At 60.0% G+C, this 25,588-nt stretch carries 19 protein-coding genes; 7 read left to right on the top strand and 12 right to left on the bottom strand.

Annotated features, from left to right (window positions below; translation table 11 throughout):
* Positions 1 to 66: 66 nt before the first annotated feature.
* Positions 67 to 2,610 (bottom strand): sialidase family protein, encoded by a 2,544-nt coding sequence (locus tag HU715_RS02590; RefSeq protein WP_186704604.1) that lies wholly within the window; start codon positions 2,608 to 2,610, stop codon positions 67 to 69.
* A gap of 353 nt (positions 2,611 to 2,963) precedes the next feature.
* Here HU715_RS02590 and HU715_RS02585 point away from each other — a divergent pair, with 353 nt between their 5' ends.
* Positions 2,964 to 3,239 carry a hypothetical protein gene (locus HU715_RS02585; protein WP_186704603.1) on the top strand — a complete coding sequence of 92 codons (276 nt, stop codon included), beginning with the start codon at positions 2,964 to 2,966 and terminating at the stop codon, positions 3,237 to 3,239.
* 237 nt (positions 3,240 to 3,476) lie between these two features.
* Here HU715_RS02585 and HU715_RS02580 read toward each other — a convergent pair whose 3' ends face one another.
* A complete protein-coding gene (locus HU715_RS02580) occupies positions 3,477 to 4,823 on the bottom strand; it encodes a DEAD/DEAH box helicase (protein WP_186704602.1) in 1,347 nt (448 codons plus the stop codon).
* Between the two features lie 193 nt (positions 4,824 to 5,016).
* Here HU715_RS02580 and HU715_RS02575 point away from each other — a divergent pair, with 193 nt between their 5' ends.
* On the top strand, positions 5,017 to 6,315 hold the full coding sequence (locus tag HU715_RS02575) for a mechanosensitive ion channel family protein (protein ID WP_186704601.1): 1,299 nt from the start codon (positions 5,017 to 5,019) through the stop codon (positions 6,313 to 6,315).
* A 115-nt stretch (positions 6,316 to 6,430) separates the two neighbouring features.
* Here the strand turns inward: HU715_RS02575 and HU715_RS02570 are convergent, their stop codons facing one another.
* The 4 genes from HU715_RS02570 to HU715_RS02555 all read right to left on the bottom strand — a co-directional run bounded on the left by HU715_RS02570 (position 6,431) and on the right by HU715_RS02555 (position 10,669).
* Positions 6,431 to 7,297 (bottom strand): carboxylate/amino acid/amine transporter, encoded by an 867-nt coding sequence (locus tag HU715_RS02570; protein ID WP_186704600.1) that lies wholly within the window; start codon positions 7,295 to 7,297, stop codon positions 6,431 to 6,433.
* Between the two features lie 141 nt (positions 7,298 to 7,438).
* Positions 7,439 to 9,307, bottom strand: coding sequence for an ATP-binding protein (locus tag HU715_RS02565; protein WP_186704599.1), 1,869 nt, complete (start codon positions 9,305 to 9,307; stop codon positions 7,439 to 7,441).
* Positions 9,308 to 9,604: 297 nt separating this feature from the next.
* Complete coding sequence (locus HU715_RS02560) at positions 9,605 to 10,204, bottom strand: FMN-dependent NADH-azoreductase (RefSeq protein WP_122566133.1); 600 nt, start codon at positions 10,202 to 10,204, stop codon at positions 9,605 to 9,607.
* 150 nt (positions 10,205 to 10,354) lie between these two features.
* Entirely contained in the window at positions 10,355 to 10,669 is a 315-nt protein-coding gene (locus tag HU715_RS02555; protein WP_122566132.1) for a 3-phosphoglycerate kinase, read from the bottom strand.
* Positions 10,670 to 10,719: 50 nt separating this feature from the next.
* Between HU715_RS02555 and HU715_RS02550 the strand changes: the two genes are divergently transcribed.
* The 5 genes from HU715_RS02550 (at position 10,720) to aqpZ (ending at position 16,035) form a co-directional block, all read left to right on the top strand.
* Positions 10,720 to 11,643: a PA3225 family LysR-type transcriptional regulator gene (locus HU715_RS02550; RefSeq protein WP_053120154.1), complete on the top strand. Its 924-nt coding sequence runs from the start codon at positions 10,720 to 10,722 to the stop codon at positions 11,641 to 11,643.
* 14 nt (positions 11,644 to 11,657) lie between these two features.
* Entirely contained in the window at positions 11,658 to 12,461 is an 804-nt protein-coding gene (locus HU715_RS02545; protein WP_186704598.1) for an alpha/beta fold hydrolase, read from the top strand.
* Between the two features lie 4 nt (positions 12,462 to 12,465).
* Complete coding sequence (locus tag HU715_RS02540; RefSeq protein ID WP_186704597.1) at positions 12,466 to 13,029, top strand: peptidylprolyl isomerase; 564 nt, start codon at positions 12,466 to 12,468, stop codon at positions 13,027 to 13,029.
* A gap of 84 nt (positions 13,030 to 13,113) precedes the next feature.
* Positions 13,114 to 14,946, top strand: a complete 1,833-nt coding sequence (locus HU715_RS02535; protein ID WP_186704596.1) for an ABC transporter ATP-binding protein — start codon at positions 13,114 to 13,116, stop codon at positions 14,944 to 14,946.
* 399 nt (positions 14,947 to 15,345) lie between these two features.
* On the top strand, positions 15,346 to 16,035 hold the full coding sequence (gene aqpZ / locus HU715_RS02530) for an aquaporin Z (RefSeq protein WP_186704595.1): 690 nt from the start codon (positions 15,346 to 15,348) through the stop codon (positions 16,033 to 16,035).
* Between the two features lie 16 nt (positions 16,036 to 16,051).
* Here the strand turns inward: aqpZ and HU715_RS02525 are convergent, their stop codons facing one another.
* The 6 genes from HU715_RS02525 to hrpA form a co-directional block, all read right to left on the bottom strand.
* Complete coding sequence (locus HU715_RS02525) at positions 16,052 to 17,176, bottom strand: GNAT family N-acetyltransferase (protein ID WP_186704594.1); 1,125 nt, start codon at positions 17,174 to 17,176, stop codon at positions 16,052 to 16,054.
* Between the two features lie 140 nt (positions 17,177 to 17,316).
* Positions 17,317 to 18,627 carry an OprO/OprP family phosphate-selective porin gene (locus HU715_RS02520; RefSeq protein WP_053120140.1) on the bottom strand — a complete coding sequence of 437 codons (1,311 nt, stop codon included), beginning with the start codon at positions 18,625 to 18,627 and terminating at the stop codon, positions 17,317 to 17,319.
* A gap of 293 nt (positions 18,628 to 18,920) precedes the next feature.
* Complete coding sequence (locus tag HU715_RS02515) at positions 18,921 to 19,157, bottom strand: anti-sigma factor family protein (protein ID WP_186704593.1); 237 nt, start codon at positions 19,155 to 19,157, stop codon at positions 18,921 to 18,923.
* On the bottom strand, positions 19,151 to 19,762 hold the full coding sequence (locus tag HU715_RS02510) for an RNA polymerase sigma factor (protein WP_186704592.1): 612 nt from the start codon (positions 19,760 to 19,762) through the stop codon (positions 19,151 to 19,153). The genes HU715_RS02515 and HU715_RS02510 overlap by 7 nt, the downstream gene beginning before the upstream one ends.
* 196 nt (positions 19,763 to 19,958) lie before the next feature.
* A complete protein-coding gene (locus HU715_RS02505) occupies positions 19,959 to 21,080 on the bottom strand; it encodes a beta-ketoacyl-ACP synthase III (protein WP_186704591.1) in 1,122 nt (373 codons plus the stop codon).
* Positions 21,081 to 21,417: 337 nt separating this feature from the next.
* Positions 21,418 to 25,329 carry an ATP-dependent RNA helicase HrpA gene (gene hrpA / locus HU715_RS02500; RefSeq protein WP_186704590.1) on the bottom strand — a complete coding sequence of 1,304 codons (3,912 nt, stop codon included), beginning with the start codon at positions 25,327 to 25,329 and terminating at the stop codon, positions 21,418 to 21,420.
* Positions 25,330 to 25,588: the final 259 nt, after the last annotated feature.

Below are 25,588 nucleotides of genomic sequence, written 5' to 3'. Positions count from 1 at the left end.
GTTGCTTCTGCTTCAGGCAGCAGAGCGGTCCGCGTTTGCGCCGCTCCTGCTCGAGGCGTTCGGCTGCTACTTGCCCGTACTCTCCACCACATCCTGACTCTGGAAGCCCAAAGCGTATTTCCGGGCCCGCTCAGCCATGGTGTGAGGGTCCGGCAAGCCGACGGTTTCTGGATTCCTGAACCCGGTAGGCTCAACGAAGCTGGGTGTATGAGGTTTGACCTTGGGTGGTTTGATCGCATCGAACAGGAAGCTGAAACCTTGCTTCAATTGGCTCTGGGCAATGCCGTGACACCCCATGCAACCGCCCATGGTCAGGGTGCTTTTCGTGCTGTGGTCATAATCGGGCACCCTGATGTTCAGGAAGTCGCGAGTATTGGTCAGGACGCTGTCCTCTGGAATGGGAAATGAGTTGCTACCGCGAAACAGCTGGATCCCCGGCTGGCTGCTCTCGACCATGATATTGGCCAGGTAGTAATCCGGGTCGGTTTGCTCGCTAGAAGGGATAGCCTGCACCCCTTTAAGTTTGTAATGCTTCCAGACCGAACTGGTGAATTCGCTGCTCCCGTTCATCAGCGCTTTGACCTGATCGTTGACCGCAGCGACTTCGTTAAAGACGGTTTGCGGTTGCACTACAGCAATCGGACCGGCTTGCCCCTCAGGGATCCCCTTGGTGCCGGAGTAGATTTGCGGATTAACGCTCGATTTTACGAAATCCTCTCTGGGCAGGGTAACCGTATGGGTTGTGTTGCCATCAGAGAAGGTCGCGACCGGTGGATTAGGCGCTACTGCTGAGGAGGAGGGATAGTCAATCTTGTTGTAGTTGGCGATGTAGTAGAGACCGGTCGGTTTGCCGTCACTTGTCAGGGCATCTTCGTGCTCGAACGTGGCGAAGATGAAGGTCGGGTAGTTGGGCGTCTTATGGATAATGTGCAAGGCGACCAAAGCGTAGTCTTCATTGTATGCAACCGGCTGAGCGTCGGTGCCCCGATAGGTCACCACAGTTGCCGTGAGGTAGCGCGATTGATTCGGTACTGGAATGTCTGCCAGCTTGCGCCATGCCGCCTTGACCTCCACCGCGCCGTCGGGCAAGACGATATTGGTGTCGGGATAGCTTGTCAGCTTCCGAGCATACTCATAGATGACTGGATTCGCCTTGGCCTCAAACAATATCTGACTGTCCTTTGAAGGCGCGTAGTCCCCGGTTGGGTCGTCTTTTGTCTTCGCTGGATAGGGGGGATTCACAGGGAAAAATATCGCGTTTTGCCCTATCTGGGTCGCCTCATCCAAATTGTTGTAATGAGCATAGGTAGCGCCCGACGCCAAAGGCGCCCCCTGGGGAAACTCGATATAACTGTATTGCGGGTCAGAACCAAACGGACGCGTAGGTCCGCCTGCGCCGTTTTTATTGATTGCCGGAAACAACTCGGTACGGTGCGCGAAGGTTTGCCATAACAACGGGCTGGGAGACTTTGACACCTTGCCCGAATCAGCAAAACTGCTGGCGGGATTGCCGACGCCGCGGTTAGCGGGCAATGGTGCCGCTGCCGTGTTGTTGAGGGCGAAAAAGCTGCGCCAGGCGAACGTTGCGTAATCGGTATGGCTGAGGCCTGTGGCCAGATCGGCCGGCAGTTTCGGGTTGCGCGTGGTTAGATCGCTTGTGGTAATGGCGTAGGAAACGCCCAATCCCGAGGGGTAGGCGGAACGTCCGGGAAAAGCGAAATAGGGCGCCCATTCAAGTCCATTGATTGAACCGGTTGGACCGGTTGAAGCGGTGGAATAAAAAACATTGGGGCCACTGCTGATGAACAACCGTTCATTGACCATCGTGGCACTGTTCAGGGAACTCTTGTCAGGTATACCCTTCAGGCCCTGCTTCGTGCCCCAGTTCCCACCCCGGTCATAAGTACGCTCGAACAGCCCACCGTTAAAAAAACTGTAATAGACCCTTAAATCTCCGTTGTAGACGACAGGTACCAGATTCACGATCGTGTCGGGACCTTCCTGGAATGCAGTTTTTTCCGTGCTCCACTTAAGGCCGTCGTAGGTCACGTAGTAAACAGCCTTGCCACTGTTTTCGTTATACAAGACGAACAACTGACCGTTGTACACGACGGCTTTGTTATTAAGCGCAGTATGGATTGTATTGACCGAATCAACAGCGGACCAATTGATGCCGTCGTCGGAATTGATGGTCTTTAACTGTTGGCGCGGGGAGTCGGCAAAGGTCAGTACCAGTTTTTGCTGAAAAACGGTGGCCGAGACACCACTGTAGATGTTACCGACCGGGATGGGCTTCGGCGCGGACCAGACTTTTCCCTCTACCGAAGAAGAGAAATAAATATTCTTTTGATCATTGTTGCTGGCCCAGAACATGTAGACCTTGCCCTTGAACGACTGCACCACGGGGACAAAGTACGATGAACTGTAGCGCACCACGCTCGTTGAAGACGGCTTGCCACTGACGTCATCCGGGTTATCAAAGACATTCACTTCGATCCCTACGCCTTGTTGCGGCGTCGCGACAATCACGCTTTCCGCATAGCTTGAGGAGACAATAAATAAACCACACAGACACAACATCAGCCGACCGAGTATCGTTCTAAGGCTCATCGCTTTCATTCCTTGAGTGAGTGACTACCCAGGCCGCACGTGTACTTGGGTAGTTATTCCATTGCTAAAGCATGATCTGCACCGACAGCGACGTGTTCAGGCTCAACCGTTTCTGGAGTCTCCTCCGTTGTTATTCATGGACAGTGCATAGGGTTGGAAGGCATCGACTGCAGGCGAGCTCCGGCTTTTTCTGGCGGATGTGCGGCAGGTGCATCCTCCATGGTAGCCGACTGTTTAATATCGGCTAGGAGAACGCCGAAAAAGACTTCAAGCGATGGCGGCTCAAGATGAACTTTCCGGCCTATACCAGCCTCAACCCATTACCTGCCCAACAAGGAATATGAGGCCCTGCCATGAAAACCCTCATCAAACTCACCCTCGCCGCCACCCTCACCTGCGCCCTGCCCGCCTGGGCCGCTTGTACACCTGAGGAGGCGACCATCAAGCGTGAACAACTGGCGGATAAAATCGCCAAGCTCACCGAACAGGATCCGTCCAAGGCCAAGGAGATGAATGACGAGTTGAAGGCTATGGATCTGGAAACATCCAGCAAGGAAGTGCCGGATAAGTGCCAGTTGATCGATAAGCGCCTGCAGGAGCTGGAAGAGGCGCAGAGGAAAGCGGAGTGATCGCCGAGCGAGCACGGCCAGCTTTTGTGGCGAGGGAGCTTGCTCCCGCTGGGTGCGAAGCGCCCCAAAACGCTGGCATCCGCGCATGAATCAAACCGTTTTGTTGGGGCTGCTGCGCAGCCCAGCGGGAGCAAGCTCCCTCGCCACAAGAGCCTGTGTTGTACGTAAGGCTGAGTAACCGCCCATAAAAAAACCGGACCCAAGGTCCGGTTCTTTTTAGCAAGCGCTAACGCAGCTTCACTCAGCCGCTGGTGCCTCTGGCTTGCGCCGCTTGAGCGGGGCCATGCCGTCCTTGCTGACCAGCGACGGGGCGTCGGACTTAGGGCGATTGGCGGTCTTGCGTTTGGTCGGGCCCTTGGCGCCGGCTTTTTTCTTGTCGCCCTTGGCGTCGACCTTTTTCTTCTTCACGCCAACGGCCTTGCCCGACGCCTTGACCTTCTTCGGTCCGCCGTAAGTACCTTTGACTTCCTTGATGGTGCGGCGCTCGAAGCTCTGCTTGAGGTAGCGCTCGATGCTCGACATCAGGTTCCAGTCGCCGTGGCAGATCAGCGAGATCGCCAGGCCGTCGTTGCCGGCGCGGCCGGTACGACCGATGCGGTGCACGTATTCATCGCCACTGCGGGGCATGTCGAAGTTGATGACCATGTCCAGGCCATCCACGTCCAGGCCGCGGGCAGCGACGTCGGTGGCGACCAGGATCTTCACGCCGCCCTGCTTGAGGCGGTCGATGGCCAGCTTGCGGTCCTTCTGGTCCTTCTCGCCGTGCAGCACGAACGCCTTGTAATCCTGGGCAACGAGCCGGCCGTAGATGCGGTCGGCCATGGCCCGGGTGTTGGTGAACACGATGGCCTTTTCGTAGGTCTCGTTGGCCAGCAACCAGTTGACGATCTGCTCTTTGTGCTGGTTGTGGTCGGCGGTGATGATCTGCTGCCGGGTGGTGGAGTTCAGTTGGCTGACCGCGTTGAGCTGCAAGTGCTCGGGGTTGTTCAGCACCTTGGCGATCATCTCGCGCAGGCCCGAACCGCCGGTGGTGGCGGAGAACAGCATGGTCTGCTGGCGGTTGACGCACTCGTCCACCAGGCGCTGCACGTCTTCGGAAAAACCCATGTCCAGCATGCGGTCGGCTTCGTCCAGCACCAGCACTTCGACTTCCTTGAGGTCGAGATTGCCGGCGTTCAACTGCTCGATCATCCGCCCCGGCGTGCCGATCAGGATGTCCGGCACCTTGCGCAGCATGGCGGCCTGGACCTTGAAGTCTTCGCCGCCGGTGATCAGGCCGGACTTGATGAAGGTGAACTGCGAGAAGCGCTCCACTTCCTTCAAGGTCTGCTGGGCCAGTTCACGGGTCGGCAGCAGGATCAGGGTCTTGATGCTGACGCGGATCTTGGCCGGGCCGATCAGGCGGTTGAGGATCGGCAGCACGAACGCGGCGGTCTTGCCGCTGCCGGTTTGCGCCGTTACCCGCAGGTCACGCCCCTGGAGCGCGAGCGGAATAGCCGCTGCCTGCACCGGCGTTGGCTCGACAAATTTAAGCTCGGCCACGGCTTTGAGCAGGCGTTCGTGCAGGGCGAATTGGGAAAACACGGGTGCTACCTCGAAGAAATGCAAAAAAACAGCTGCATAGGGTAACGGTTTCGAGCGCGAAGGCCGAGTTTCTTTATACAAACGGCGGTAAATCAGTGCTTTTTTATCAGCCGATATTGCATCAACGGTCACTTGAGCGGGCTTAAATGCTCTAATCGCCCCGTCGCGTCTCTATAGAAGAATCGTTTCGTCCATGGACATCAAACAACTCTGGGTCAACATTCAAGACCTCTGGGGTGCCCTTGACCAGCACCCGCTCCTGCATTCCAGCCTCGCCCTGATGTTGCTGCTGGTCATCGCCCTGGTGCTCGGACGCGTGGCGCGCTACCTGATCCTGCACGCCGCCAAGTTGCTTGGGCGCCAGCCGGCCTTGCATTGGGTCAACGACCTGCGCCAGAACAAGGTCTTTCATCGCCTGGCGCAAATGACGCCGTCACTGATCATTCAATCCGGCCTGCACCTGGTGCCGGAACTGAGCAAGACCAGCATGATTTTCCTGGGTAATGTGGCCCTGGCGTTCACCATCCTGTTCATGGTGCTAAGCCTCAGTGCCCTGCTCAGCGCCCTGCTGGACGTCTACGCACGCACCGAACATGCGCGTACTCGCTCGATCAAAGGCTACGTGCAACTGACGAAGATGGTGCTGTATGTGTTTGGCGCGATCATCATCGTCGCCACGCTGATCGACCGCTCGCCACTGTTGCTGCTGTCGGGCCTGGGTGCGATGTCGGCGGTGATCCTGTTGGTCTACAAAGATACCCTGCTGTCGTTCGTCGCCAGCGTGCAGTTGACCAGTAACGACATGCTGCGGGTCGGCGACTGGATCGAGATGCCCCAGGTCGGCGCCGACGGTGATGTAGTGGACATCACGTTGCACACGGTCAAGGTGCAGAACTTCGACAAGACCATCGTCTCGATCCCCACCTGGCGCCTGATGTCCGAGTCATTCAAGAACTGGCGCGGCATGCAGCAGTCCGGTGGGCGACGGATCAAGCGCAGCCTGTTCATCGACGCGAGCGGCGTGCGTTTCCTGCATGACGAGGAGGAACAACGCCTGACCCAGGTCCGCCTGCTGACCGACTACATCAGCCGCAAGCAGGCCGAGCTCAAGGCCTGGAACGAGGCCCAGGGTAATGTCGCGGCGATGTCGGCCAACCGCCGCCGGATGACCAATCTCGGCACCTTCCGCGCCTATGCCCTGGCCTATTTGAAAAGCCACCCGGAGATCCAGCCGAACATGACCTGCATGGTCCGGCAGATGCAGACCACCGCCCAGGGCATCCCGCTGGAAATCTACTGCTTCACCCGCACCACCGCGTGGGCGGACTACGAGCGCATCCAGGGGGACATTTTCGATTACCTGCTGGCGGTGATGCCGGAGTTCGGATTGAACCTGTACCAGCAGCCGAGCGGCACGGACCTGCGCTCGGGGCTGCTGCCGGCAGTGCTGGGGGCGAGTCACCTGCCGGAGCCGCAGAAGCAGGTGGTTTGACCCTCACCACAAATCCCCCTGTGGGAGCGGGCTTGCTCGCGAAGGCAGAGTATCAGTCGATATTTAATTGACTGACCCACCGCCTTCGCGAGCAAGCCCGCTCCCACAAAGGTTTTCAGTGTGAAGGCTGAGGTTTGCGTACCCCCAACCGACTGATCCACACCGCCATCAATATCACCGCCCCACCCAGCAGCAACCGCCCCAGCGCCTCATGCTGGTTCCAGATCAGCAGGTTCACCAACAGCCCCACCGGCACGTGCAGGTTGTTCATCACTGCCAGCGTCCCGCCGTTGACCAGGCACGCGCCCTTGTTCCACCAGTACAGCCCCAATGCGGTGGAAACCAGCCCGAGGAACACCAGCACACCCCATTGCAATGGGGCTTCGGGCCAGAAGTCTGGCTTGCCGAACAGCAGGAACGCCGGCAACGCCACCATCAGCGCACCGAGATAGAAATAGCCGAAACGCCGGTAATGCGGCAGGTCGCTCGGGTGACGGGCCACCAGGTGTTTGTAGAGCACCTGCCCGGCGGCATAGGTGAAGTTGGCCAGTTGCAGCAGCAAAAATCCCATGAAGAAATCCGGGTTGATCCGGTCATAACGAATCACCGCCGCACCGGCCACGGCCACCAGCGCCGCGATCAGCGCCCAGGGATTGAAGCGGCGGTTCAGCGCGTCTTCGATCAAGGTCACGTGCAGGGGCGTGAGAATGGTGAAAAGCAGCACTTCCGGCACGGTCAAGACCCGGAAGCTCAGGTACAGGCAGACGTAGGTCACGCCGAACTGCAAGGCCCCGATCAACAGCATGCCGCGCATGAATGACGGCTCCACCTGGCGCCAGCGGGTCAACGGAATGAACACCAGTCCCGCCAGCACCACGCGCACCAGCACCGCGAAATAACTGTCCACATGCCCAGCCAGGTACTCGCCGATCAGGCTGAAGGAAAACGCCTGGACCAAAGTCACAAACAGTAGATAGCCCATACCGCCCCTCGTTTCGAATGGCGGCGAAGATAGCGGTTTTGAACGGCGGGAGCGAGCTTGCTTGCGATTGCGGAGTGTCAGTCAACATCAATATTCTGACCCATCGCCATCGCGAGCAAGCTTGCTCCCACAGGTCCTCCACTAACTTGGAGTTTCATCCACGACCCAAGGATGGGCCTGGCGCTGGCGCCGATGGTTGGCCGCACGTTGAAGCACACGGGTCAACGCCTGAAAGTTCGCCGGCTTGGTCAGGATGTCGTCGGCACCCGCGGCCCTGAAACGTTCTATCTCGCTGGAAAAGGCGCTCGCGGTGAAGGCCACGATGTAGCAGGTATCGCCCCCCGGGAGTTCACGGATGCCATGGATGGCCTCCAGTCCGTCCATGACGGGCATGTTGATGTCCATGAAAATGATTTCCGGCGTCGAAACCCTGCACTGATCGACCGCTTCCCGCCCGTTGGATGCCAAGTCGGGTACATAGCCCAACTCTTGTAGCATCGCCATGGCAACTTTCTGGCTCACGGGATGATTTTCCACCAGCAGGATATCCAGCGGGTAATCCTCGGCAAAAGAGGCGTCGAAACTCACCGCGGCGCGATCGTTTCCGAGGGGTATTTCCGAGACTGAAAAAAGCGTTAGGGGAAGCGAGAAGCAAAACGTCGATCCAACCCCAGGCTGGCTGGTAAAGGACAAGGTCCCCTGCTGCGCCTCGATCAGTGTTTTGCAGATGGAAAGCCCCAGCCCACTCCCGGTAAAACCTTGGCTGACCGGCTCTTTAAACTGGGTAAAGGGCTTGAACAGACTGTTCTGCCGCTCAAGGGGAATGCCAATGCCGGTATCGCGGATGGAAAAGTCGAGCCGGGCTTGGGGGCCGTGGCCGATGGTGGAGACCGTGAGCGAGACCTCGCCGCTTTCGGTAAACTTGACGGCGTTGCCCAGCAAGTTGATCAATATTTGGCGAAGGCACTCGATATCGGTTTTGATCAAGGGCGGCACGTCCGCAGAAACCTTGGCCTCAAGGACGATTGGTTTACCCTGGATATTTTGTCGGATCATTTCAAGACTGGATGAAACCAGTGTTCTCACATCGAACACACAAGGCTTCAACTCAAGTTTGCCCGCTTCGATTTTTGCCAGATCGAGAATGTTATCAATAAGCGACAACAGCGTTCGTCCACTGCCATGAATCGTTTTTAACAGGCGGCGCTGCTCAGGATTCAGTTCGGACTTCGCCAGCAGCTCGGTCGCGCCGATGACGCCGTACATAGGGGTGCGAATCTCATGGCTCATGGTGGCCAGAAACCGGGTTTTAGAACGATCCGCCTCTTCGGCGGCATTTTTTGCCTGATTCAATACCTGTTCATTGACTCGCAGTTGCTGGACATGCGTACGCATGCGCAAAAGGATTAAAGCGAGAAAGACCAAAATGGCCAGGATGATATGGTAGAGGGAGTCATGACTGAGTTGTTGGTAGTACTCCGCCAAGGTAATTTCCGCCCCGACAACGTACACCGTACCGTCTTGTGATTTCAGTGGCACAAAGACCGCGCGAAAATCCCCCCAATGATCCGAGTAATCGATCCAGGTTGGCTCGGTGCGTTTGAAACTGTCGAGTAAGGCTTGGCTGGCATCGGGATACGGATCGAAAAAGCGCACGAAATTCCCCGCTTGGATTTCTTCCTTCGATGCGCTGGAGCTGACCAGATAAGCCTCTCCACCTCGCTGGATCACGCTATAGACAAAAGCAGTGCCCATGGACTCGTTGAAGTTGGAGAGCCGCTCGATGGTATCCCAGTCTTGCGCCTGGGATTTGGAACGTTTATCGACCAGATTGTCATGGTAACGGTCGCCGAGGATGGCCGAAGCGCCCAGCGCGGCATGCAGCAATTTATTGTTGATATTGTCAGTAAGGACGCTTTGCGTCTCGACATAGAGGTAGTAGATGTAGCCACTCGCCCCTAAGAGATAGGCCAGGAATAAGGCCCATGTTTTCCGTTTAACGTTGAACATATCACAGTCTCCCTACTGTAATTGCGCGCATAAATTACCACAGCAGGCATCGAGAGATTTGCCCAATCCGGGTGACGCTACGGCCTGACCATTTCCAGTGCTCAGGACTTGAAAGACCGTCCATCTTAAGGCCGTTTTTTCCATTTCCCCAAAAAAAAAGCCCGATCTCGCTAAAGCGTTCAATCGGGCTGATGCACTCAGGAGCAATAAGTGCAAAGGGAGGTTCGATGCGCAAAACGGTTTGAAGGGAAGCGCCAGGTCACTAAACCACCTGGCGATTATCCGAGGATTAACGGATCAGGCGACCTGGGACAGTTTGGCGTTGGCCTGATTCAACCCTTTCTCCTGGAAGTCGCCACCCAGGTTCATGCCCTCGGCATGGATGAAGGTCACGTCGTGGATCCCGATGAAGCCCATGACCTGGCGCAGGTAGGGTTCCTGATGGTCGGTGCTGCCACCGGCGTGAATGCCGCCGCGGGCGGTGAGCACGAAGGCGCGCTTGTCGGCCAGCAGGCCTTGCGGACCGGTGGGCGTGTATTTGAACGTCACGCCGGCACGCAGCACGTGGTCGAGCCAGGCTTTCAGGGTGCTGGGAATGGCGAAGTTGTACATCGGTGCTGCCATCACCAGTACATCGGCGGCCAGCAGCTCATCGGTCAGTTGGTTGGAGCGTTCCAGCGAGGCGTTCTCAATGTCGTTGCGCTGCTCGGCCGGCTTCATCCAGCCGCCCAGCAGATTGGCATCCAGGTGGGGCACCGGGTTGATGGCCAGGTCACGAACGCTGATTTCGTCGGCCGGGTGCGCAGCTTTCCACTGGCTGATGAAGGTTTGGGTCAGTTGGCGGGAAACCGAGTCTTGCTGGCGGGCACTGCTTTCGATGATCAGAACGCGGGACATGGCTTGTAGGCTCCATCTGAGAATGTTGTCAGTCGATGGAGTGAAGGTTAAACGTGAGCATATCGATGAAAAAGCGCAAATAACTGCTGTAATGCATCGATATTTTCGTTTATAAGCGGAGCAAGCAATGTCAACTGCCCCGCCGCCGGCCTATTTCGGCTGACAGGTCAGCTTGATGCGCAGCTTGATGATGTTGCGGTTGAACTTGGCCGTGGCGTTCTTGAACTTGCCGGCGGCGACTTCGATCTTGCGGGTGCGCGGTGCCTCGGGACCGTTGCGGAACACGACGGTGCAGGCCGCATCGGTACTGCCGTAGTTGTTGACCTGGATGGAACCGATGTCGGCATCGGTGTCATAGGCGGTGTAGTCGATGCTCAGGCCGTTGAGGTGTTTTTCCACATCGATCGGGTAGGCAAACGCGGTCAGTGGCAGCAAGGCCAGCACCACACAACAGATTTTCTTCATTCGGCAGTCTCCACCAAGGGACCGCCAGCTTAGGACAAGAGGAGCTCGATATGAAAGCGCCCCGCGTGACCCTGGATCAATGGCGCACCCTGCAGGCGGTGGTCGACCACGGCGGTTTCGCCCAGGCCGCCGATGTGCTGCATCGCTCCCAGTCGTCAGTGAGCTACACCGTGGCCCGCATGCAGGATCAACTCGGTGTGCCGTTGCTGCGCATCGATGGGCGCAAGGCCGTGCTGACCGAAGCCGGCGGCGTGCTGCTGCGCCGTTCGCGGCAACTGGTGAAACAGGCCAGCCAACTGGAAGACCTGGCCCACCACATGGAGCAGGGTTGGGAAGCGGAAGTGCGCCTGGTAGTCGACGCGGCCTATCCCAACGCCCGCCTCGTTCGCGCCTTGACCGCGTTCATGCCGCAAAGCCGCGGTTGCCGAGTGCGGCTGCGGGAAGAAGTGTTGTCGGGTGTCGAAGAAGTGCTGCTCGAAGGCGTGGCCGACCTGGCCATCAGCGGTTTCAGCATTCCCGGTTACCTGGGCGCGGAATTGAGCGATGTGGAATTCATCGCGGTGGCCCACCCCGAGCATGCCCTGCACCGTCTCAATCGGGAACTTAACTTCCAGGACCTGGAAAGCCAGTTGCAAGTGGTCATTCGCGACTCCGGCCGCCAGCAACCCCGGGACGTTGGCTGGCTCGGCGCCGAACAACGCTGGACCGTGGGCAGCCTGGCCACCGCCGCGAGTTTTGTCGGCAGCGGCCTGGGTTTCGCCTGGCTGCCCCGGCATATGATCGAGCGGGAACTCAAGGAAGGCGTGCTCAAGCGTCTACCCTTGGAACAGGGAGGCAGCCGCAACTCGACCTTCTATCTTTTTTCAAACAAGGAAAAACCCCTGGGGCCGGCCACGCAAATCCTGATCGAACTGCTGCGCACCTTCGACACCGCGCCGCTGGATGCCCCATTCGCCGCCCCTGAACAAGCCTGACAAGGACTTCGCCGATGGCCTATTTCGAGCACGAAGGTTGCAACCTGCACTACGAGGAATACGGCCACGGCGCGCCCGTGGTGCTGGTCCACGGGCTGGGCTCCAGCACCCAGGACTGGGAAAAGCAAATCCCGGTTCTGTCCGCCCACTACCGCCTGATCGTGATGGATGTGCGCGGCCACGGCCGTTCCGACAAACCCCGCGAGCGCTTCAGCATCGCCGGTTTCAGCGCCGACCTGAGCGCGCTGATCGAACACCTCGCCGTTGGGCCGGTGCATCTGGTGGGCTGGTCCATGGGCGGCATGATCTGTTTCCAACTGGCGGTGGATGAACCCGAACGGGTCAAGAGCCTGTGCATCGTCAACAGCGCGCCGGAAGTCAAAGTCCGCACGCCGGACGATTGCTGGCAATGGTTCAAGCGCTGGAGCCTGATGCGCCTGCTCAGCCTGGAGACCATCGGCAAGGCCCTGGGTGCGAAGCTGTTCCCCAAACCTGAACAAACCGAGTTACGCCTGGAAATGGCCCGGCGCTGGGCAAAGAACGACAAACGTGCTTATCTCGCCAGCTTCGATGCGATCGTAGGCTGGGGCGTTCAGGAACGACTTTCACAGGTTACCTGTCCAACCCTCGTCATCTGCGCCGACCATGACTACACCCCGGTGGCGCTGAAAGAAGCCTATGTAAAGCATCTGCCCAACGCACGGCTGGTGGTCATCGCCGATTCACGGCACGCTACCCCGCTGGATCAACCCGAACGCTTCAACCAAACCCTGCTCGACTTTTTGACCGCAACCGATTCCACCACTCAGGATCACTGACCCCATGCTGAAAAAAATCGTCCTCGCCGCCGGCACCGTACTGTTCGCCGCCAACCTGATGGCCGCGACACCTGCCAAGGCGCCGCATGTATTGCTGGACACCACCAACGGCCAGATCGAAATCGAACTGGACCCGGTCAAGGCCCCCATCAGTACCAAGAATTTCCTTGAGTACGTGGACAGCGGCTTCTACACCAACACGATTTTCCACCGTGTGATCCCGGGCTTCATGGCCCAGGGCGGCGGCTTCACCCAGCAGATGCAGCAGAAAGAAACCAAGGCGCCGATCAAGAACGAAGCCAGCAACGGCCTGCACAACGTTCGCGGCACCTTGTCGATGGCCCGCACCTCCAACCCGGACTCAGCCACCAGCCAGTTCTTCATCAACGTGGCCGACAACGCCTTCCTCGACCCGGGCCGTGACGCTGGCTACGCGGTGTTCGCCAAGGTGGTCAAGGGCATGGACGTGGTGGACATCATCGTCAACTCCCAGACCACCACCAAGCAAGGCATGCAAAACGTGCCGATCGACCCTGTGATCATCAAGTCAGCCAAGCGCATCGACTGAACACACAGGGCAAGCCTGAGCGGTGCCGGCGACCCCGCGCCGCTCACAGCAATATAAGGAGAGCCCTGCCCGGGCTATGTACCCATGGTTTACCGCCGTTTTGAGAAACTGATCGACATCTTTCGCGACGCCCCTACCTCGGCCCCGCCGGACCGCGTCCTGCCCTTCTATACTTATTACCTGAAACAGGTCTGGCCAAGCTTCGCCGCGTTGCTGGTGGTGGGCCTGATCGGTGCGCTGATCGAGGTGGCGCTGTTCAGCTACCTGAGCCGCATCATCGACCTGACCCAGGCAACGCCCAGCGCGGATTTCTTCAAGCTCCACGGCCTGGAACTGGCGTGGATGGCTGTTGTGGCCCTGGTTTTTCGGCCTATCTTCGTGGCCCTGCATGATTTGCTGGTGCACCAGACCTTGAGTCCCAGCATGACCAGCCTGATCCGCTGGCAGAACCACAGCTACGTGCTCAAGCAGAGCCTGAACTTCTTCCAGAACGATTTCGCCGGACGCATCGCCCAGCGCATCATGCAGACCGGCAACTCCCTGCGCGACTCGGCGGTGCAGGCCGTGGACGCGCTGTGGCACGTGCTGATCTACGCCATCAGCTCACTGGTTCTGTTCGCCGAAGCCGACTGGCGCCTGATGATTCCGCTGCTGATGTGGATCGCCTCGTACATCGGTGCACTTTATTACTTCGTGCCACGGGTCAAGGAACGCTCCGTGGTGTCCTCCGATGCCCGCTCCAAGCTCATGGGACGGATCGTCGATGGCTACACCAACATCACCACCCTGAAGCTGTTCGCCCACACCAATTTCGAACAGCAATACGCCCGCGAAGCCATTGAGGAGCAGACTGAAAAAGCCCAACTGGCCGGCCGCGTGGTGACCAGCATGGACGTGGTCATCACCACCATGAACGGGCTGCTGATCGTGGGTACCACGGCCCTGGCCCTGTGGCTGTGGACCCAGTCGCTGATCAGCGTAGGCGCCATTGCCCTGGCCACGGGCCTGGTGATTCGCATCGTTAACATGTCCGGCTGGATCATGTGGGTGGTCACCGGCATCTTCGAAAATATCGGCATGGTCCAGGACGGTTTGCAGACCATCTCCCAGCCCGTCAGCGTCACCGACCGCGACGAGGCCAAGCCGCTGGCGGTGGCCCAGGGCGAGGTGCGTTTCGAGCATGTGGATTTCCACTATGGCAAGAAAAGCGGGGTCATCGGCGACCTGAACCTGGTGATCAAGCCCGGCGAGAAAATCGGCCTGATCGGCCCGTCCGGCGCGGGTAAATCCACCTTGGTCAACCTGCTGCTGCGCCTCTACGACGTACAGGGCGGGCGCATCCTCATCGATGGCCAGAATATCGCCGAAGTCGGCCAGGAAAGCCTGCGCGAGCGCATCGGCATGATCACCCAGGACACGTCGCTGCTGCATCGTTCGATTCGCGACAACCTGCTCTACGGCAAGCCCGACGCCACCGATGCGCAACTCTGGGAAGCCGTGCACAAGGCCCGGGCCGATGAGTTCATCCCGTTGCTGTCGGACGCCGAAGGCCGCACCGGCTTCGATGCCCATGTGGGTGAGCGCGGTGTGAAACTGTCCGGTGGCCAGCGCCAGCGCATCGCTATCGCACGGGTGCTGCTCAAGGACGCGCCGATCCTGATCATGGACGAAGCGACGTCAGCGCTGGACTCGGAAGTCGAGGCCGCGATCCAGGAAAGCCTTGAAACCCTGATGCAAGGCAAGACTGTGATCGCCATCGCCCACCGCCTCTCCACCATCGCCCGGATGGACCGCTTGGTGGTGCTGGAAAATGGCCGCATCGCCGAGACCGGCAGCCATGCCGAGTTGCTGGCCCATGGCGGGTTGTATGCGCGACTGTGGCAGCATCAGACGGGTGGATTCGTGGGGATCGACTGATCTCTACCAGACACCACTTACCCGTGGCGAGGGAGCTTGCTCCCGCTGGGGCGCGAAGCGCCCCCAAAATCTGAGTTCCAACACAATAAATACGTTGGACACCCAGCCTTATTGGGGCTGCTGCGCAGCCCAGCGGGAGCAAGCTCCCTCGCCACAGGGTCTGGTTTGAGTCCGCAATACTGAAAAATTCTGTCCAGGATCCATTTAGCCCACGCAGCCACCCCATACTCCCCGCCGACCACGGCCAAAACCGCCACAGTCCCTGACTCTGGCGGTTTTTTCATGCCGCTGGATTTGTCGATAAACCCTGCTGTACTCAGCCCAGGTTCTGGAGATGAACCTGTCGTAATGCTGCTGGATGCATAACCGATTATCACGACTGTTTTATCAAGGAAACTTATGTCTTTACTCAAACGTTCAACGACTGAGTTGTTGGGTACGTTCTGGCTGGTGCTGGGCGGCTGCGGCAGCGCGGTATTGGCCGCCTCCGGGATTGGCGTGCTGGGGGTGGCCCTGGCCTTCGGCTTGACGGTATTGACCATGGCGTTCGCCATCGGTCATATCTCGGGTTGCCATTTGAACCCGGCCGTTTCGTTGGGCTTGTACGTGGGGGGTCGTTTTCCAGCCAAGGAACTGCCTGCCTACATCATCGCCCAAGTTATCGGCGGGGTGCTGGCCGCCGCGTTGATCTACTTCATCGCCAGCGGCAAGGAAGGTTTTGACCTGGCGGCGTCCGGCCTGGCCTCGAACGGTTACGGCGAGCATTCGCCCGGTGGGTATTCGATGGCGGCCGGTTTCGTCACCGAACTGGCAATGACGGCGATGTTCATCCTGATCATCCTCGGCGCCACCGATAAACGCGCGCCGTCCGGACTGGCACCGATTGCCATCGGCCTGGCCCTGACGCTCATTCACCTGATCTCGATCCCGGTCACCAACACATCCGTCAACCCGGCCCGCAGCACGGGTCCGGCGCTGCTTGTCGGCGGCTGGGCCATCGAGCAATTGTGGCTGTTCTGGGTGGCACCGCTGCTGGGCGCCATCATCGGTGGTGTCTCGTACCGCTGGCTGGGTCAGGAAAGCCGCTGAGTCATTCCCGCAAAAATCAGCACTGCCGATAAGGCAGTGCTGTTTTCGCTTCTTCGGCATACGCCAGCACGCCCTCCTGCTCCCTCATGAGGAAGTCCGCCACTGCCGCCTTCAAGCCCGGGTGGCGCAGGTAATGCCACGAGCGAGTAATCACCGGCTCGAACCCGCGAATCAATTTGTGCTCACCCTGGGCACCGGCGTCAAAGCGCTGCAAACCGTGGGCAATCGCGTAGTCCATACCCTGATAGAAACAGGTCTCGAAATGCAGGCGATCGAACTCCGCCAGGCAGCCCCAGTACCGCCCGTAGAAACTGTCACCGCCCACCAGGCTGAACGCCATCGCCACCGGCCGTGAACCTTGCTTGGCCAATACCACGCGAATGGCCTCGGGCATGCGCTCGGCCAGCAAGCTGAAGAATGTCCGGGTCAAGTAAGGCGCCTGCCGTCGTATCGCGTAGGTATTGGCATAACAGGCGTAGACAAAATCCCACTGCGCCTCGTCCAGTTGACCGCCTTCCAGCCACTCGAACTCGATCCCCTGCCCCGCCACCTGCTCGCGCTCCTTGCGCATCTGCTTGCGCTTGCGGGAACTGAGGGCATCGAGAAAGTCCTGGAAGTCCCGATAACCGCGGTTTTGCCAGTGATATTGGCAGCCAATCCGCTGCAGCCAGCCTTCTTGCCCGGCGAGCGCCGCGTCGGTGAAGGCATCGGTGAAGTTGATGTGGGCGCTGGAAAGCCCTTCGATTTCCAGATAACCCGGCAGGCTGCCCAGCAGCTCCAGGCCGTCCTCCACCCGCGCCGCCAATAATCGCGGCCCACTGACCGGGCTGAACGGCACCGCTGTCAGCAGCTTGGGGTAATAGTCGATGCCGGCGCGGGCGCAAGCGTCGGCCCAGCCGTGGTCGAACACGTATTCACCGTAGGAATGCCACTTGCGGTAACTGGGCAAGGCCGCCAGCAGATGACCGTCTTCAATGTGCAGCAAATGTTCGGCTTGCCAACCGGATTGCGGGCCCAGGCTGGCGCTGTCTTCCAGCGCGCTCAGGAAGGCATGACTCAGGAAAGGCTGGTTGACGGGCACCAACGCGTCCCACTCCAGAGGCGCGATGGCGGACAGGCTGTCCAAGACGTGAAGCGGCATGCGGTTCCTCGAGAGCCAAACGATGGATGGAACGAGTATCGCCGATCCTGACCGGGCGCACATAAAAAAACCCCGCCAGGGGCGGGGTCGAAAGGAGCATTAACGGATGAAAGTGCAGCGGTGTATCAAATCAAAACGTTTTAGAACACGTACTGGGCACGGACAACAAAACCGTCGCCATCGTCATCGCCATTGGCGTTGGTGACTTTGTCGGTCTTGGCCTTGACGTAGGCGCCGGTGATTTTCACCGCTTCGTTGGCGTACCAGTTCACGCCCAGGTTGTGCACCTTGGCTTCGGCATCGCCGACTTCACGGGTTGCCGAGGCAGTGGTGATGTTGTCGTCTTCGACGGTCATGCTGTCGAAGCGGTAGAACACTTCCCAGGCGCCGATGGATTTGTTCTGAGGCTTGATGGCGTCGAACTTGCCGACTTTATAGCCACGGGATTCACCGGTGATGGTGTAGGCACCCTGGACGTAGAAGCCGTGGCCTTTGAGGTCTTCGAAGGCGTCGCTGTCAGCCTTGGTCTTGCGGGAGATGTATTCACCTTGGATCGACGCTGGGCCCATGGCGAAAGCGGCTTCCAGGCCGAAGGCGGTGTCGGTGTCGTAGGAACCGGCCGGCGAGTTGTTGGCGCCGCCCAGGACCGGACGGTTACCGTTAGGACCGGCATCGTTGCCGCCCAGGGTTTCAACGCCACGCATGCCCAAGCGGGAGCGGTAACGCGCGTCGAATGCGGTGTCCGAAACGTCGCGGGAGGCCACGTTCAAACCGAAGTGCAGCACGTTGCCGGCTTCGTGCATCGGGGCGAACACGAAGCGACCGTTGGCTTGCTTGATGCTGTTGCCGTCGGTGTCGTCGGTGTCTTTGCTGAATACACCGGCCGAGGCGTAGAACGAATCGGCGAAGGTGCTGGAAGCCTGGATGCCCAGGCCGTTCTGATGGCCGTTGGCCCAGTCGATCAGGTCGTAGGCGGCGTTACGCTCAGGCGCGGTTACCCACTTGGAGCTGGTGGCTTTTTCCAGGCCGAAGTCGGGGTCGAAGCGACCGACTTTGATCGAAACGGGCTTGAAACCGTTATAGGCCAGGGACGCTTCGTCAAAGTAGCCGTTGTCGGAGTCGCCGCTGTTGTGGGCGAAATCGTAGTTGATGGTGTAGGCCCAATCCGTGTACAGCACACCCGACAGCTCCAGGAAGCCACGACGGATGTAAGCCGCATCGGCCTTGTCGCCATTGTCGGTGTAGATACCGTCGAACTGGCTGTAGTCAGCCTGCAAACGACCGCCGAGCTTGAAGCTGAACTCTTTGTCAGTGGTAGCGACCTCAAGGCCGCCCTTGGTTTTGACCACGATATCGGCGCCGTCGGTGGTGACGGTGCCGGCGAAAGCCTGGGCGGTTACTGCCATTGCCAGTGCGCTGGCGGCAACACCTGCGAAGTGCTTACGGATCATCGAAGAATTCCCCTGTTGGTAGTCTATGCGTTAGAAAACACGCGGAACTGGGCCCGCTGGTGTTGGGAGGGGATCTTGGCGGCCGGTTGTGTCAGGCGAGTTGCTATCACATAAAGATTTTATGACAGCGGAACTTTTTACTTCGAATGGGAATAACCAGTACCGCTATGGAGACCCTGTGGGAGCGAGCCTGCTCGCGATAGCGGTGGGTCAATTAACATCAATGCTGGCTGATCCGCCGCTATCGCGAGCAGGCTCGCTCCCACAAAGGGTCGGTGGGTGTATCGAGGGGTTCAGCGGCTGTTTTTACGGCGTTCGGCGGCGAGTTTCTCGGCGAGGTGATCCAGGTCGGGAATCGGTGGCTGCGGCAGTTTTTTGAGGGTCGCCTGCATCAGGCGCATCTGGCGGATGAACCGTCGGCAATTGGGGCAGAACATCAGGTGATGACGCACCAGCAGGCGTTCACGAAAGCTCAGTTGTCCGTCGAGGTAGTCGCTGGAGCGGGCCACTTGTTCCTTGCAGGTCAGCATTCGCCGGTTTCCTCGAAATGTTCAACAGTCGCGAAGACCTTCAATCGGGCGCGATGCAACAGCACGCGTACATTGGAGAGCGAAATGTCCAAAAGATTACAGATTTCGTCCAACTCCAGGCCCTGTTGTTCCCGCAGGGTCAGTACGCTGCCTTGCAGTTCCGACAGGCTGGACAAGGTGTGTTCCAGGCAATCACGTAATTCACCCTCGGTGAGCAGCGCTTCGGGCGTGTCCTGGTGCCAGGCGAACGGCGCCAGCAGCCAGTGCCCGTCAGCGGCGAAACGCTCATCGCCAAGGGTGCCGTGGGGCGCCGGAAGGTCGTCGAGCAACACTTCCCGCCGGTTCTGTTTGTAACGTCCCTTGGCGGCGTTGGCCGTGATGGTCAGCAGCCAGGTCTTGAGGCTGGAACGTCCCTGGAAACCATTGAGATTGCGCACCACCGACAGCCACGCGTCCTGCACCACTTCGTCGGCATGGCGGCTGCCGACGATGGCATAGGCCACGGCGCGCATCGGGCTCTGGTAGGTGCTGACCAGTTCCTTGAAGGCCTGCTGCTCACCGGCCAGGAGGCGTTGGAGCAGGGGGGTGTCATCGGTGATCGTCATTCAACATCCCAATATCTGCAAGACTGCGATGCTTTTGTGGCGAGGGAGCTTGCTCCCGCTCGGTTGCGCAGCAACCGCAAAATCTTGGGGCCGCTTCGCCCGAAGCGTCGGACCGGCCCAGCGGGAGCAAGCTCCCTCGCCACAAAAGCTTCCCCCAGAGCAAGCGCCCTTGCCCAAAAATCTGGACCAGACCAGATCAATGCTTACGCAAAATCACGCTACCAATCGAATAACCGGCGCCAAACGAACTGAGGACAGCGACCGAACCGCTGGGCAGGTCGTCCTGGTAGGTGTGGAATGCAATCACCGAACCGGCCGAACTAGTGTTCGCATAGCGGTCCAGGATCACAGGAGCTTCCGCTTCGGTGGCTTCGCGCCCCAGCAGTTTGCGCACGATCAGATGGTTCATGCTCAGGTTGGCCTGGTGCAGCCAGAAACGTTTCACGTCGCCAACGCTCAACTGGTTCTCGTCCAGGTGGGCACCGATCAGTTCGGCCACCATCGGACAGACATCGCGGAACACCTTGCGGCCTTCCTGGACGAACAGTTTGTCGCGACTGCCCATGCCCTCTTCCGCGGTGCGGTTGAGGAAGCCGAAGTTGTTGCGAATGTTGTTGGAGAACTTGGTCAGCAGCTTGGTACTGACCACGTCGAACTGGTACGGCGAGGTCGCCAGGTCGGCGCGTTCGATGATCACGGCAGTGGCCGCGTCGCCGAAGATGAAGTGGCTGTCGCGGTCACGGAAGTTCAGGTGGCCGGTGCACACTTCCGGGTTGACCATCAAGATCGCCCGGGCCTGGCCCAGTTGCACGCTGTTGGCCGCGGCCTGGATGCCGAAGGTTGCCGAGGAACAGGCCACGTTCATGTCGAAACCGAACCCTTCGATGCCCAGGGCTTCCTGGACTTCGATGGCGATGGCCGGGTACGCACGCTGCAGGTTGGAGCAAGCGACGATCACCCCGTCGATGTCGGCGGCCGTACGGCCGGCGCGCTCCAGGGCCTGTTTGGCGGCGCCGACGGCCATTTCGCAGAGCACCGACCACTCATCGTTGGAGCGCTCGGGCAGGCGTGGGGTCATGCGTTGCGGATCGAGAATACCGTCCTTGTCCATGACAAAGCGGCTCTTGATGCCGGAAGCCTTTTCGATGAACGCGGCGTTGGATTCGGTCAAGGCCTCGACTTCACCACGCTCGATGGCAGCGGCGTTATCAGCGTTGAATTGGGCGACATAGGTATTGAAAGATTGCACCAGCTCTTCGTTGGAGATGCTGTTGGCCGGGGTGTACAGGCCGGTGCCGCTGATGACGACGTTATGCATGGGTCGTGTCTCTGATCTGTTCAGGCAGAAAGTATTGGCACCGACGTACCAACACGCAAAGGGACTTTTCCCATCCGGGGAAGCAGCCCTGGCATCGCTTTATTCCGATCCGCCCGTGGCATTGAAGCTCAAAACCACGGAACCGGCATTTATAGGCGCCAAGTTTGCCATAAACGCTGGGGTTTGGCCCATTCTCCCTTACTTACGACAAAAAACCTGTGGGAGCGGGCTTGCTCGCGAAAGCGGTTGTACATTCACTATAAATGCAAGCTGATCCACCGCCTTCGCGAGCAAGCCCGCTCCCACAGGGGGTATGTGTGGTGTCCAACTTATCTGATCAACCCTCCACCTGCCCCCATTGCTTGCCCAGGCGCTTATCGGAAATCGGCACCTTGGTGCCCAACTGCTGCGCGAACAACGACACCCGGTATTCCTCCAGCCACCAGCGGTACAGTTCCAGTTGCGGGTCGCGCTTGCCTTCCTGGGCGTGTTTGCTGGCGCGGGCCTGGTATTGCGCCCAGAGGTTCGACAGTTCGCCGCTCCAGACCCGGTCCTTCTGCACTTGGCTGCCGAGTTTCTCGAAGCGTTGTTCGATGGCCTTGAGGTAGCGCGGCAGTTCCTTGAACCACTGATGCGGGGTTTCCCGCACGAAGCCCGGGTACACCAGGTGACTGAGTTGCTGCTTGATGTCGTTCAGCGCCACGGCCTGGGCCAGGTCGATCTTGCCCTTGAAGCGCTTTTGCAGGCCGTGCCAGAGCTTGAGGATGTCCAGGGTCAGCTTCGCCAGGCGTTCGGCGTGCTCGGTCCAGCCGCCGCGCTTGCGCTCGGCCAGGCCGGCCAGGGCGGCGCCGTCACGGGGTAGGCTCGCTTCACCTTCGAGCACGCAGCTATCGAGGCTGGCGAGCAGGATGTCTTCCACCAAGCCATCGATGCGGCCCAAGTCGCGGTACAGCAAACCCAGCTCCGTCAGGCCCGGCAACTTGCCACGCAGGAACTTGGCCGATTCGGCCAGTTGCTGCATGAGCAAGCGCTGCAAGGCGCGGCGATGCTGGAATTCGGCTTCGGCCGGCGTCGGGAAACGCCCTTCCTTGACCACGCCGCCCTCTTCCACCAACGCCGGGTACACCGTCATCGACAGCCCGGCGATCTTCTGTTGGGTTTTCTCCGCCACTGGCGCGAAGACCTTCGCCTCCACCGGCGCCTGGCTTTTCGCCGTTTGCGGCACGGCCAAGGCCGCCTGGCTGGCTTCGGCAAAGCGTGCCGTCAGCTCGGCCAGGTCGCGGCCCTCGCCGAGGAACTTGCCCTGGCCGTCGACGATTTCCAGGTTCATGCGCAGGTGGCTTTCGACCTGCTGGGCCGCTTCGGCCCAGGCTTCGTCGCTGACCCGCGCCCCGGTCATGCGCAGCAGCTCACGGCCCAAGGCCTGCGGCAACGAACCCTCGGCGAAGGTGATGCGCTGCAACGCCGCCTTGACGAAATCCGGCACCGGCACGAAGTTCTTGCGCAAGGCCTTGGGCAGGTTGCGCACCAGGGCGATGCACTTGGCCTCGATCATCCCCGGAACCAGCCATTCCAAGCGCTCCGGCGGCAGCATCGGCAGCAATGGCGCCGGAACCCGCAGCGTCACGCCGTCACGGGGATGGTTGGGTTCGAAGTGATAGCTCAGCGGCAAGGTCAGGTCACCGACGCGCAAGGTGTCGGGGTACTGCGTGGCGGTGACTTCGCTGGCCTCGCGGGCCAGCACGTCTTCCTCGCGCATGATCAGCAATTGCGGGTCTTTCTGGCTGTTGATCCGGTACCAACTGTCGAACGTTGCGGTCTGGTGAATCTCGGCCGGCAAACGGGCGTCGTAGAACGCAAACAGGGTTTCTTCGTCGGCCAGGATGTCGCGGCGACGGGCCTTGGCTTCCAGCTCGTCGAGCTGCTCCAGCAAGCGCGTATTGGCCCCCAGGCACTTGGCCTTGGACTGGATTTCCCCGCGCACCAGCGCTTCGCGGATGAACAGCTCACGGGACACCACCGGGTCCACCGGTCCGTAGTGCACCGGCCGGCGGCCGACGACGATGAGCCCGAACAGGGTGATCTGCTCATAAGCCACCACTTGCCCGCGCTTCTTCTCCCAATGGGGTTCGAAGTGGTTTTTCTTGATCAGGTGCCCGGCCAGCGGCTCGATCCAGTCCGGTTCGATCTTGGCCACCATGCGCGCGTACAACTTGGTGGTTTCCACCAGCTCGGCGGTCATCAGCCACTGCGGACGCTTCTTGCCCAGGCCCGACGAGGGGTGGACCCAGAACCGCCGTTGGCGAGCGCCGAGGTAATCACCGTCCTCGGTTTTCTGGCCGATCTGACTCAACAGCCCCGACAGCACCGCCTTGTGCAGTTTCGGGTAGTCGGCCGGGTCTTTGTTGAGGCTCAACTGCATGTCGCGGCAGATCAGGCTCAACTGGCGATGGGAATCGCGCCACTCGCGCAGGCGCAGGTAGTTGAGGAAGTTCTTGCGGCACCAGTTGCGCAGCGGGCTGGCGGTCAGGGCCTGGCGCTGCTCTTCGAAACCGCGCCACAGGTTGACCAGCCCGGCGAAGTCCGAGTCGGCATCCTTCCATTGGGCATGGGCCTGGTCGGCCGCTTGCTGCCGTTCCGGCGGACGCTCGCGCGGGTCCTGGATCGACATGGCGCTGGCGACGATCAGCACTTCCTGGAGGCTGCCCAGCTTCGCCGCTTCCAGCAGCATGCGGCCCATGCGCGGGTCCACCGGCAGGCGCGCCAACTGCCGACCCAGTGGGGTCAGCTGACTGTTGCGGTCCACCGCCGAGAGTTCTTGGAGCAGGTTGAAACCGTCGCTGATGGCCTTGCCATCCGGCGGCTCGATGAACGGGAAATCGGTGATCTCACCGAGGCGCAGGTGCAGCATCTGCAGGATCACCGCCGCCAGGTTGGTGCGCAGGATTTCGGGATCGGTGAATTCCGGCCGTCCAAGAAAATCTTCTTCGCTGTACAGGCGCACGCAAATCCCTGGCTCGACCCGCCCGCAGCGGCCCTTGCGCTGGTTGGCGCTGGCCTGGGAAATGGCCTCGATGGGCAGGCGCTGGACCTTGGCCCGATAGCTGTAGCGACTGATGCGTGCGGTACCGCTGTCGATCACGTAGCGGATGCCCGGCACAGTGAGCGAGGTTTCGGCGACGTTGGTCGCCAACACCACTCGACGGCCCGGGTGGGACTGGAAAATCCGCTGCTGTTCGGCCGGTGACAATCGCGCATACAACGGCAGAATCTCGGTGTGCTTGAGCTGGGCCTTGCGCAGCATTTCGGCCGCGTCGCGAATCTCCCGCTCGCCCGGCAGGAACACCAACACATCCCCAGGGCTGCGGCGCTCGCTGCGCTCGTAGGCGGCGACTTCGTCGAGGGTGGCGAGGATCGCCTGGTCGACGGTCAAGTCGTCCTCGACCCGGTTGCCCTCTTCGTCCTGCTCCAGGGTCAGCGGGCGATACCAGGTTTCCACCGGGAAGGTACGGCCCGAGACTTCGACGATCGGCGCGTCATCGAAGTGCTTGGAAAAGCGTTCCAGGTCGATGGTCGCCGACGTGATGATGACTTTCAGGTCCGGACGGCGCGGCAGCAAGGTCTTGAGGTAGCCGAGCAGGAAGTCGATGTTCAGGCTGCGTTCGTGGGCTTCGTCGACGATGATTGTGTCGTAGCGTTCGAGGTAGCGATCATTCTGGGTTTCGGCCAGCAGGATGCCGTCGGTCATCAGCTTGATCAGGGTGTTGGCGTCGCTCTGGTCTTCGAAGCGGACCTGATAACCCACCAGCGCCCCCAACGGCGTGGCCAGTTCCTCGGCCACGCGGCTTGCGACACTGCGGGCGGCGATGCGGCGCGGCTGGGTGTGGCCGATCAAGCCATGCTGGCCACGACCGATTTCCAGGCAGATCTTCGGCAATTGCGTGGTTTTGCCCGAGCCGGTCTCGCCCGCGATGATCAGCACCTGGTGCTTGAGCAGCGCTTGCTTGATTTCGTCGCGCTTGGCGGCGATCGGCAAATTGTCGTCATAGCGGATCACCGGCAGGCTCGCCTTGCGCGCCAGCACCTGATCGCACGACGCCTGCATCCGCGCCACCCACTGGGCCAGCTTGGCCTCGTCGGGCTTCTTGCGCAGCTCGAGCAACTGCCGCCGCAACCGGTGACGGTCGGCAAGCATGGCGTGGTCGAGGTTTTTCAGCAGTTTGTCGATAGCGGGGGCTTGGTCAGTCATCAGGTACGCAAGGGTCGTCGGTTTGAGCAAGGGGGCGATTGTCGCAGATTTGCGGCTATTGCGCCGAGCACCAGAAGCGGCCCCACCACCCTCCCACAGGAGGGTTTGTGCCAAGGCTGGGCTTTTGTGGCGAGGGAGCTTGCTCCCGCTGGGGTGCGAAGCAGCCCCCAGCAGTATTCGGCACCGCGATGTGACGGACAGAACGCAGGGGCCTGCTGCGCAGTCCAGCGGGAGCAAGCTCCCTCGCCACAAAAGCCAC

The sequence above is a fragment of the Pseudomonas zanjanensis genome, from assembly GCF_014268745.2.
GTDB lineage: Bacteria > Pseudomonadota > Gammaproteobacteria > Pseudomonadales > Pseudomonadaceae > Aquipseudomonas > Aquipseudomonas zanjanensis.
The sequence above is the reverse complement of the archived record's forward strand: the minus strand, read 5'-3'. Positions and strand labels throughout refer to the sequence as shown.